Source organism: Halomonas terrestris, from assembly GCF_049166755.1.
Classification (GTDB): domain Bacteria; phylum Pseudomonadota; class Gammaproteobacteria; order Pseudomonadales; family Halomonadaceae; genus Halomonas.
The window spans coordinates 21104-30994 of the sequence record NZ_JBMHFZ010000007.1 but is presented as its reverse complement, the minus strand read 5'-3'; the positions used below and the strand labels follow the sequence as shown (position 1 = coordinate 30994).

At 69.0% G+C, this 9891-nt stretch carries 13 protein-coding genes; 8 read left to right on the top strand and 5 right to left on the bottom strand.

Going from position 1 to position 9891, the window contains the following annotated elements; translation table 11 throughout:
* Window positions 1–139 precede the first annotated feature (139 nt).
* Window positions 140–1261, top strand: coding sequence for a M50 family metallopeptidase (locus tag ACOMD9_RS08695; protein WP_421413802.1), 1122 nt, complete (start codon window positions 140–142; stop codon window positions 1259–1261).
* A 38-nt stretch (window positions 1262–1299) separates the two neighbouring features.
* On the opposite strand, the gene ACOMD9_RS08690 is transcribed toward ACOMD9_RS08695, so the two are convergent.
* The gene (locus ACOMD9_RS08690; RefSeq protein ID WP_421413800.1) at window positions 1300–2505 is read right to left on the bottom strand and encodes a methyltransferase; all 1206 of its coding nucleotides are present in this window, start codon (window positions 2503–2505) and stop codon (window positions 1300–1302) included.
* 139 nt (window positions 2506–2644) lie between these two features.
* On the opposite strand from ACOMD9_RS08690, the gene ACOMD9_RS08685 reads away from it, so the two are divergent.
* Window positions 2645–3508 (top strand): SDR family NAD(P)-dependent oxidoreductase, encoded by an 864-nt coding sequence (locus ACOMD9_RS08685; protein ID WP_421413798.1) that lies wholly within the window; start codon window positions 2645–2647, stop codon window positions 3506–3508.
* Between the two features lie 30 nt (window positions 3509–3538).
* On the opposite strand, the gene ACOMD9_RS08680 is transcribed toward ACOMD9_RS08685, so the two are convergent.
* From ACOMD9_RS08680 to ACOMD9_RS08665, 4 genes are all read right to left on the bottom strand, one after another.
* Window positions 3539–4507 (bottom strand): YbgA family protein, encoded by a 969-nt coding sequence (locus ACOMD9_RS08680; protein ID WP_421413797.1) that lies wholly within the window; start codon window positions 4505–4507, stop codon window positions 3539–3541.
* A 118-nt stretch (window positions 4508–4625) separates the two neighbouring features.
* Window positions 4626–5096 carry a GFA family protein gene (locus ACOMD9_RS08675; RefSeq protein ID WP_421413795.1) on the bottom strand — a complete coding sequence of 157 codons (471 nt, stop codon included), beginning with the start codon at window positions 5094–5096 and terminating at the stop codon, window positions 4626–4628.
* Window positions 5097–5150: 54 nt separating this feature from the next.
* Window positions 5151–5468 (bottom strand): cupin domain-containing protein, encoded by a 318-nt coding sequence (locus ACOMD9_RS08670; RefSeq protein WP_421413793.1) that lies wholly within the window; start codon window positions 5466–5468, stop codon window positions 5151–5153.
* Window positions 5469–5489: 21 nt separating this feature from the next.
* Window positions 5490–6473 carry an alpha/beta hydrolase fold domain-containing protein gene (locus tag ACOMD9_RS08665; RefSeq protein WP_421413791.1) on the bottom strand — a complete coding sequence of 328 codons (984 nt, stop codon included), beginning with the start codon at window positions 6471–6473 and terminating at the stop codon, window positions 5490–5492.
* A gap of 188 nt (window positions 6474–6661) precedes the next feature.
* Here ACOMD9_RS08665 and ACOMD9_RS08660 point away from each other — a divergent pair, with 188 nt between their 5' ends.
* The 6 genes from ACOMD9_RS08660 (at window position 6662) to ACOMD9_RS08635 (ending at window position 9861) form a co-directional block, all read left to right on the top strand.
* Window positions 6662–7054: a gamma-glutamylcyclotransferase family protein gene (locus tag ACOMD9_RS08660; protein ID WP_421413788.1), complete on the top strand. Its 393-nt coding sequence runs from the start codon at window positions 6662–6664 to the stop codon at window positions 7052–7054.
* A 52-nt stretch (window positions 7055–7106) separates the two neighbouring features.
* Window positions 7107–7436, top strand: coding sequence for a hypothetical protein (locus tag ACOMD9_RS08655; protein WP_421413785.1), 330 nt, complete (start codon window positions 7107–7109; stop codon window positions 7434–7436).
* Between the two features lie 113 nt (window positions 7437–7549).
* Window positions 7550–7828 carry a peptidylprolyl isomerase gene (locus ACOMD9_RS08650; RefSeq protein ID WP_421413783.1) on the top strand — a complete coding sequence of 93 codons (279 nt, stop codon included), beginning with the start codon at window positions 7550–7552 and terminating at the stop codon, window positions 7826–7828.
* A 134-nt stretch (window positions 7829–7962) separates the two neighbouring features.
* The gene (locus ACOMD9_RS08645; RefSeq protein ID WP_421413782.1) at window positions 7963–8169 is read left to right on the top strand and encodes a DUF6494 family protein; all 207 of its coding nucleotides are present in this window, start codon (window positions 7963–7965) and stop codon (window positions 8167–8169) included.
* Window positions 8170–8176: 7 nt separating this feature from the next.
* Window positions 8177–9103, top strand: a complete 927-nt coding sequence (locus ACOMD9_RS08640) for an ABC transporter ATP-binding protein (protein WP_421414128.1) — start codon at window positions 8177–8179, stop codon at window positions 9101–9103.
* Window positions 9100–9861, top strand: a complete 762-nt coding sequence (locus ACOMD9_RS08635; protein ID WP_421413779.1) for an ABC transporter permease — start codon at window positions 9100–9102, stop codon at window positions 9859–9861. Before ACOMD9_RS08640 ends, ACOMD9_RS08635 begins: the two co-directional genes overlap by 4 nt.
* Window positions 9862–9891: the final 30 nt, after the last annotated feature.

Here is a 9891-nt window from a genome sequence, read left to right as displayed (position 1 = left end):
CATCAATACATTTCGTTACCCGTCGATGACAGAATAGACAAGCCGAGGACCGGGACAAGAGGCCGTTTCAACGCTGCCGGGGGCGAGGGGTCGGCTATGGTGAGCAGGCAGGCCATCTTCACCGGCGGGGAGTTCCTCCATGTTCAAGTCCGTGCTGCTGCTCGGCCACTTCCGCGGGATCCGCATCGAGATCCATGTCAGCTGGGTGATCATTCTCGCCCTGCTGCTGGTGAGCATGAGCGCCGGCTTCCAGCAGCATTACCCCGACTGGTCGCTGCCCGTGGCCATCGCCACGTCACTGGTCACCGCACTGGTCTTCTTCGCCTCCATCGTCGCGCATGAGCTGGGGCACAGCCTGGTCGCGATCCGCCGCGGGGTGCCGGTGACGGCCATCACGCTGTTCATCTTCGGCGGCATGGCGCAGATGAGCCGTGACAGCGAGCGGGCCAACGACGAATTCTGGATCGCCATCGCCGGCCCCGTGGTGAGCTTCGCGCTGGCGCTGCTCTTCGGGCTGCTGGCCGTCCTGACCGCCGACTGGTACGAGCCGCTGCCGGTGGCGCTGGGCTGGCTGTCGCTGATCAACCTGATCGTGGCGGTGTTCAACCTGGTGCCGGGCTTCCCCCTGGACGGCGGACGGGTACTGCGGGCCCTGGTCTGGAAGCTCACCGGCGATGCGCAGAAGGGAAACGACACGGCGATCGCCAGCGGACGCCTGGTGGCCTACGGCCTGTTCGGCGTGGCGCTGTGGAACATCATGGTGGTCGGCAACCTGATCGGCGGGCTCTGGATCATGCTGATCGCCTGGTTCCTGCTCACCATGACCCAGGCCCAGGGCCGGATGTTCGACCTGCGCGAGCGGCTGGCCGGCATTCAGGCGAACGCCCTGGCCGACCCCGAGGTGCCGCTGGTCGACCCCGACAGCACCCTGGAGGCCTGGGTCAGCCACCAGGTGCTGCCGGAGGGCAGGCGCGCCTACCTGGTCGGCGACCGGCGCCATGTGCTGGGCCTGATCAGCCTGAGCGACACGCGCAAGGTCGCCCAGGCGGAGTGGCCCGAGACCCGGGTGAGCGAGGTGATGACCCCGGCGGAAGCGCTGTTCCATGTCGCCCCCGATGCCCCGGCCCACGAGGTTCTCCAGCTCATCAGCGAACACAACCTCAACCAGGTCCCGGTGATGGAGGACGGCAGGGTCAGGGGCTGGATCGACCGCCAGCAGCTGCTGCGCACCGTCGGCATCCACATGGAACTCAAGCGTTGATCACGGCCCTCGCCGGGGCCTGGCGGGGAGCGGAGCCGTCAGGGTCGCCGGGCCCGCAACAGCAGGTTGCGCGGCGTGAGGCTACGCTCGCAGAAGGTCCCCAGTTCCACCCTGAAGCCGGCCTCCTCCAGCAGCAGCAGGCGATCCAGCGCCAGCCACACCTCGAGCGGCCGGCGAAACAGGTGGCGCACCAGCTCGAGGCGCGCCACCTCGCGCTGACGCTGCTGCCCCGCCCGCTCCAGGGCCGCCCAGTCGACGCGCGCCGGCAACCTCAGCCCCTTCTGCCCGGCCGCCCAGTGGCAGAAATCGGCAAAGCACCCGGGAAACCGGCCGTAGGCCAGGCTGGGCACCGGCAGGTAGGTATCCTGGCCGCGGATCTCGCGCTGCAACAGGTCGAAGCCCAGCCGCCAGCCGTTGGCTCGCTCGCGGCTTCGCCGCACGTTGCGCGGAGCGGTCACGGTCTCCTGCACCGCCATGGCGAGGTCATCCCGCGACAGCGCCAACCCATGGGCGGCGGCCAGCTCGCGCCCCTGCCGTGACAGCGGCCGATAGGTCTCGGCAGCGGTGCGCTGATAGCAGCAGGGCGCCAGGGTCACCGCACAGCCGGTCTCGGCGGCCAGCTCGAGGAGGCGGCGATGGAGGTCGCCGCAGGCGTGCAGCGCCACCACATGCACGGTCGGCCCGAGGCCCTTGCCCCCTTCCGGCGCCAGTACATCCCGGGTTTTCAGGCGTACCGCCACCCCCTGACGATCGGCCAGGGCCTGGCCTTCCGCGCAGAGGGCGGGCTGCCACTCCAGGGCGGTGACCTCGGTGTCATGCCGGCGCGCCAGGGTGCGCGCCAGGTGCCCCTTGCCGGCACACCACTCCACCAGCGACTGTCCCGGCGGGTGGGCCAGCCGGCCCGCAAGGGCCTCGATCTGGTGCCACTTGCGACCGCCCACATGCTCGCGCCAGGATGCCGGCAGGTCGGGGGTCTCTCCGGCAAGCGCGGGCAGGCGCACCAGCCCGTGCAGCTCCGCCACCGGCAGCCAGGCCGACAGAGGCGATGCCGTGAAGGGATCGGCCTGCAACCTTTCGCAGGCCGCATCGGGCAGTGCCAGCAACGCCTGCTCGAGCCCGGCGAGGTGCTCGGCCCAGGGGGCGCGACGGTGCTGGAACGGCGGCGGTCGCCAGAGGCCTTGCCACTCGGCGAGTCGCTCGGTCAGGCGGGTGAGGCGCTCGGCATGGTGCGGTGAGTCGGGCATGGCTCGGTGGTCTCGAAGGGAGGTCGCATTGTAGGGGCTGCGCACTCGACTTGCATGGTCGGACGCCAGGCGACAGAGTGCGGGGCGGGCACCGCAGGGTTGCCCACGACCGTCCCATCACCGCCTGGAGCCCCGTCCGATGCCTGTCTCCACCGATCCCTCCCCCCGCAGCGTGCTGATCACCGGCTGTTCCAGCGGCATCGGCCACGCCGCTGCCCATGCCCTGGCCGGGAGGGGCTGGCGGGTCCTGGCCACCGCCCGGCGCCAGGAGGACCTCGACCGGCTCCGCGAGGAAGGCCTGGAGGCGCTGCCGCTGGAGCTGGCGTCCAGCGAGTCGATCGCCGCCTGCGTCGAGCGGGTGATCGAGCTCACCGGCGGCCAGCTCGGGGCGCTGTTCAACAACGCCGCCTACGGGCAACCCGGTGCCGTGGAAGACCTCTCCCGCGAGGTACTGCGCGAGCAGCTGGAAACCAACCTGCTCGGCACCCATGAGCTCACAACCCGCGTCATTCCGGCGATGCGCGAAAGGGGAGGCGGGCGCATCGTGCAGAACAGCTCGGTGCTCGGCTTCGCCGCCCTGCCCTACCGCGGCGCCTACGTCTGCTCGAAGTTCGCCCTGGAGGGCCTGACCGACACCCTGCGCCAGGAACTGCACGGTACCGGGATCCACGTCAGCCTGATCGAGCCGGGCCCCATCACCAGCCGCTTCCGCGAAAACGCCTATCGCGCCTTCCTGGACAACATCGACTCACGGCACAGCTACCACGCCGAGACCTACCGTGCCCTGGAGGCCCGCCTGGCCGGCAAGGCCCCCGGCGCCTTCACCCTCGGCCCCGACGCCGTGGTTCGCAAGCTGGTGCACGCCCTGGAAAGCCGGCGCCCCAGGCCGCGCTACGCCGTGACCCTGCCCACCCACCTGTTCGCGGCACTCAGGCGGATCCTCTCGACCCGCGGCATGGACCGCGTGCTGCTCGGGTCGACACGCCACGAACGGCGGCACTGAGTCGGCCACCCGGCACCGGCGATCGTGCGCTCAGATGGCGTTACGCAGCCCCAGTTCGTAGGGGTGCGGGTCGAGGTAGGTCTGCTCGCGAACGTAGTTCGAGCCGTGCCGCTTCACGTAGTGGTTGATCATGCGGATCGGCACCGCCAGGTGCACATGCCCCTGGCGATAGTCCTCGATGGCCGCCAACAGGTCCTGCTTGGTCTCGCCGTCCAGGGCGTCCTTGAGATAGCCGAACACGTGCATCAGGGCGTTGGCGTGGGTCTTGCGGGTGGCGGGCCGGCCCAGCGCCTCCATGAAGCGGACCAGATAGCGGTTCATCACCTCGTCCAGGCAGCGCTTGCCCGACTCGGCCAGGTAGCGCCCGAGCTCGCGATAGGCCTCCACGTGGTGGGCCATCAGCAGGTATTTCTGGCGGCTGTGGAACTGCAGCAGGGCATGGTAGCTCGGGGTGGCCTCCACATGGCGCTTCCAGTCGTCGTAGGCGTAGACCCGTGTGATGAAGTTCTCGCGCAGCACCGCATCGTTCATGCGCGCCTCCTCCTCCAGCGGCAGCTCCGGGAAGTGGCGGCGCAGCTCGCGCACGAAGGCGCCGGCGTCGGCGTGGCTGGGCATGCCGTTCTCGTGGTAGACCTTGACCCGCTCCAGCCCGCAACTCGGCGACCCCTTCATCAGGATGAAGCCGCGCAGGTGGCGATGGCGCTCGATGAAGGCACGGCTGACCTCGGCCAGCGCCTCGGTGACATCGAGGCTCGGGTCCCGGGTACCCACCACCCGGGGCTCCTCGCCGAGGGCCCCCACCAGGCGGACGGGATCGCGCGGCACCCCCAGCCCCGCCTCCAGCTCGGGACAGAAGGGCTCGAACCGGAAGCGCTCCTGCAGCACCTCCAGGCAGTAGCGGGAACGCTTGTGCCCACCGTTGTAGCGGACCTGCTCGCCCATCAGGCAGGCACTGATGCCGACCGGGATCTCCTCCGTTGCCGGGGTCTGCTCCGCCATGCGTCGACTCTCCTCATCGTCTCGACAACCAGCGCCGCCTTCGCTCTCGCGGCGGCTCCGCCCCATTGTGGCATAGCCCGGGCCGGCGCCGGCAGCCACGACGTGCGAAATCGCGCACCTAGCCGATCAGCCCGAGTCGCTGATGCCACTCGGCGATGCTCTCCTCGGGGTAGGCGGCGAAGCACTTGTCACCGTCGCGCACCTCGGGCTCCACCCAGCTGGCCTTGCTCCCGAGCAGCAGGTGCACCCGTTCCGGCGGCACCGGCAGCTCGGTATCGATGGCCGAGGCGAAGGGGTGCACCAGCTCCGGCCAGCGGGGATCATGGACCCAGAGCGCGCTGGCGCAGAGCGCGCAGAAGTGCCGCTCGCCGGGGCTCTCCTCGCCGTCGACCAGGGCATGGTAGACCCGCTTGTTGAGGGCGCCCTCGATCCTCAGGGTGTCGGCGCGTCCGGAGAGGTTGATGGCATAGCCGCCACCCCCGGCCGTCTTGCGGCAGATGGAGCAGTAGCAACGCTGGTAGGGGTAGGGATGCGGCGACTCGACGCTGAAGCGCACCGCGCGGCAGTGGCAGGAACCTTCGAGTAGCATGGGATCACCTCATCGGGTCGTGTGCTGCGACAGGAGGGGCGACCGGGGGCGCGCTCAGGCCTGGAAGTGCACCGCCAGCCACAGGGTGGGCCGCTCCGGGGTCGTCCACTCGACCCGGTGCTTGCGATGCGCCGGTATCAGCAGGTGATCCCCCGCACCGAGCGCCACCTCCTCGCCATCGGCAAAGGTCAGGATGGCCTCCCCCTGGAGCACCAGCACCCACTCATGCCGCGGCTGGTCGTACCAGCCCGAAGCCGGGGAGCGGTGCCCGAGGGAGACGATACGTTCCACCTGGACATGCTCGCCCTGTACCAGTTCCTCGAACCACTCGTCATCGAGGGTGTCGGGAATCGAGTCGAACAGGTTCTTCATCGCGGGTCTCCTTTCGATACGTCACTCCCCGGATGTCACCAGGGGGTCGGTGGGAATCTCTCCCTCCTCGCCGAGCAGCACCCGGGAGAGGAAGATCGCGACCCGCTCCTCGGCCTCCGGGGGAAAGCCGCCGTGGCCGGCGCCGGGCACCGTGATGAAGTGGCTGCCCACGCCGGCATCGGTCAGGGCGACGTCGAGGCGTACGGCCTGGTCGTAGGGCACCACGGCATCCTCGTCGCCATGCAGGGTGAGCACCGGGGGATCGTCGCCACCCACGTAGGTGACCGGTGACGCCGCCACCGCCTGCTCCTCGCTCGCGAATCGCTCGCCGCCCGACAGCAGGGCCTGCGCCCCCCCGGGCGTCGAGCGGTCGTCGCCACTCGACTGCTCGACGAAGGCCCGCATGTCCGTCACGCCGAAGAAGTTCACCACCGCGGCGACGTCGCTGGCCACTTCGTCGTGGGGGCCGAGTTCGCCCTCCAGTTCGGGCACGTCACCGGTCATCCCCAGCATCAGGGCGAGATGCGCCCCTGCACCGCGCCCCCAGACGGCCAGCCTGTCGACATCCAGGCCATGGTCGTCGGCGTTCGCCTTGACCCAGCGGATCGCCGCCTTGCCGTCGTGCAGCCGGGCTGGCCAGCGGGCTTCCTGCGACGGCCGGTAGCCCACCGACACGGCGGCATAGTCGCCACTGGCCACGAAGGGCATCAGCCGCTCGGCGCCCGCGGCCTTGCCACCCTGGCGCCCGTCACCGCCGTGGAAGAACAGGATCACCGGCAGCCGGTCGTCGTTCGGCGCTTCCGGCAGGTAGAGATCGAGGCGCTGGCGCGGGTCGTCGGTATCGGCGTAGGGGATATCGAGCTCGAAGCGGAGCGGCGCCTGCTGCAGCGCTTCCCGTGTCATCGTGCCCGGCATGCCGCTCTCCTGCTCATGGGGGCCGGGCTGGGCGAGGGTCGTGGCGGGGCACAGGGCGAGCACCACGGCGCTCAGTGCGATACGGATCATCGATCATCTCCTCGAGAAAAACCGCAGCGTCGGGGTTCCCGGATACGACTCCACTGCGGCAGAATCATTCAGCTTCGGGAACCGGCGACGCCTCGAGGGGCGGCCAGGGCGCAGCCCCCTCGGAGCTGGTATCCTGACCAGTACGCCACAGGCGTACCTCGATTCCCACCGACCAGGAGGCAACGGCCATGCACACCCCCGCCCTTGCCGTCACCCGTACTCCGCTGGTCGCCGTGTACGGCACCCTGAAACGCGGGCTGCGCAACCACCACTGGCTGGATGGCGCCGAGTTCATCGGTACCGACCACCTGACCAGCGCCACCCTCTACGACCTGGGCCCCTTCCCCGGCGCCAGGCCCGAACCCTCCCGGGGAGTCGAGGTGGAGGTATTCCGGGTCGATGCGCCACTGCTGGCCGACCTCGACCGCCTGGAGGGTTACCGGGTCCGCTCCCCGGCGAGCGGCGACTACGACCGTGCCATCCACCCCACCGCCTTCGGCCCCGCCTGGCTCTACCTCTACAACCACGAGGTGACGGGCTGCCCGATGATTCGCGAGGGCGGCTGGCGGCCTCGCCGGTGACGACAACAGCCCCGACAGGGAAGCACCCCACCACACCATCAGGGAGGAGGCCATGAGCCGCTTCGTCTTCTATCTCGCACTGCTCGGCGGCCTGGCCTATGGCGGCCTCTACTTCTACTACGGCGTGGCCGTGAAGCAGCGGGTCACCCAGGAACTGGATGCGCTCGGCTTCACCGCGCTCCAGGTGGAGCGGGTGGAGCATGGCCCCCTGGCACCGCTCTCCATGGATGCGAAGGTCTCGACCACCGTGACCTACCGCGGTGCCGAGGCCAGCGTGGATGTCCGTGTCATCGGCCATCCGGTGTTCTCCGACGAGTTCCGCCTGGAGCTGGATTCCCTGCGGGCACTGCGGCTCACCCTCGGCAGCGGGGGCGAACGCTAGCCGAGCCGTTGGCCGCTGCCGGGGCCCCGCCGGGTCGACCCCGGACGGGAGCATCATGCTATGCTTGCCGGATCATCAACCGGCATCCAAGCCGACCCTTTCAGGAGAGCAGCATGGCCAGGGCAACCGCACGTCATATTCTGGTGGACAGCGAAGCGAAGTGTCAGGAACTCAAGGCCGAGATCGAGGGCGGTCGCGACTTCGCCGAGGTGGCACGCGAGCACTCCAGCTGTCCCTCGGGCCGCCAGGGCGGCGACCTGGGCAGCTTCGGCCCCGGCCAGATGGTCCGCGAGTTCGACGAGGTGGTGTTCTCCGGCGAGGTGAACAAGGTCCACGGCCCGGTGAAGACCCAGTTCGGCTACCACCTGCTGGAGATCACCAGCCGCTCGTGAGCCCCGCGTCAGGGCGATTGCCAACGCCGCGCGTGGGTGACCAGCGCGGCGTTCGTCGTTGTCGTCGATGGTCGCCGTGTCCCATCCCGCGCTAGGATGGAATGCACCGCCATTCACTCCAACAGGACTTTCCGATGAACGACGAGACCTTCACCCACAGCATCCGCAAGCTGCTCAAGACCGTGGGCGTGAATACCCAGCAGGAGATCGAGAAGGCCGTGAAGCAGGCGCTGGCCGAGGGCCGGCTCCAGGGCGACGAGTCGTTGCCGGCGAGCGTGCGGGTGCAGGTCGCCGGCCTGGCGCTCGACCTCGAGTTCGAGGGAGACATCACCCTTGAGTGAGGCGCCCATGATCCGCGTCGAGGGGGTGTCGAAGACCTTCGCCGGGGGCTTCCAGGCGCTGAAGGGCATCGACCTGCAGATCCGCCGCGGCGAGATCTTCGCCCTGCTCGGCCCCAACGGCGCGGGCAAGACCACCCTGATCAGCGTGATCTGCGGCCTGGTCAATGCCAGCGCCGGGCGGGTGTTCGTGGACGGCCACGACAATGCCCGCGACTATCGGGCAGCGCGCCGCCTGATCGGACTGGTCCCCCAGGAGCTGACCAACGAGGCCTTCACCAAGGTGTGGGACACGGTGAGCTTCAGCCGTGGCCTGTTCGGCAAGCCGAAGGATCCGGCGCATATCGAGAAGGTGCTGCGTTCCCTCACCCTGTGGGAGAAGCGTGACAACCGCCAACTGGAGCTCTCCGGCGGCATGAAGCGCCGGGTGCTGATCGCCAAGGCGCTCGCCCACGAGCCCCAGGTGCTGTTCCTGGACGAGCCCACCGCCGGCGTCGACGTGGAACTGCGCCGCGAGATGTGGGAGGTGGTACGCGCACTGCGCGAGCAGGGGGTGACCATCATCCTCACCACCCACTACATCGAGGAAGCCGAGGAGATGGCCGACCGCATCGGGGTGATCCGCCGCGGCGAGATCGTGCTGGTGGAGGAGACGCAGACGCTGATGCGCAAGCTGGGCAGCAAGGAGCTGACCCTGCACCTGCACGAGCCGCTGGCGGCCGTGCCGGAGTCGCTGGCCGGCCACTCCCTGGCGCTTGTCGACGAGGGCCATGCCCTGGTCTACAGCTACGACGCCGCCAGCCAGGAGGATGGCTCGAGCATCTCGGGCCTGCTCGCCGACCTCGAGGCGGTGGGCCTGCGGGTCAAGGACCTGCACACCCGCCAGAGCTCGCTGGAGGATATCTTCGTCAGCCTGGTGAGGGAGGAGCGTCCATGAAGCTGCAGTCCGTGAAGACCCTCTATCTCGCCGAGATGGCACGCAGCCTGCGCACCGTGCTGCAGAGCATCGTCTCGCCGGTGATCTCCACCTCGCTCTACTTCGTGGTGTTCGGCGCCGCCATCGGCACCCGCATCACCGAGGTCAACGGGGTGAGCTACGGCGCCTTCATCGTGCCGGGGCTGATCATGCTGATGCTGCTGACCCAGAGCGTCGCCAACGCCTCCTTCGGCATCTTCTTCCCGCGCTTCTCGGGCACCATCTACGAGGTGCTCTCGGCGCCCATGTCCTATCTGGAGATCGTGGTGGGCTATGTCGGCGCCGCCGCGACCAAGTCGCTGATACTCGGCGCCATCGTGCTGGTCACGGCGCGGCTGTTCGTGCCCTACTCCATCGACCACCCGATCATGATGCTGGTGTTCCTGGTGCTCACGGCGGTGACCTTCAGCCTGCTCGGCTTCATCATCGGCATCTGGGCCGACGGCTTCGAGAAGCTGCAGCTGGTGCCGCTGCTGGTGATCACCCCGCTGACCTTCCTCGGGGGCACCTTCTACTCCATCGACATGCTCCCCCCCTTCTGGCAGGCGGTGACCCTGGCCAACCCGGTGGTCTACCTGGTGAGCGGCTTCCGCTGGAGCTTCTACGGCATCAGCGACGTCAGCCCGGTGATCAGCCTGGCGATGATCCTGCTGTTCCTGGGCGTGGCGCTGACGGTGGTGGCCTGGATCTTCCGCACGGGGTATCGGCTCAAGCCGTGACCGGGTATCGACTCACGCGCCGGCCGGGTA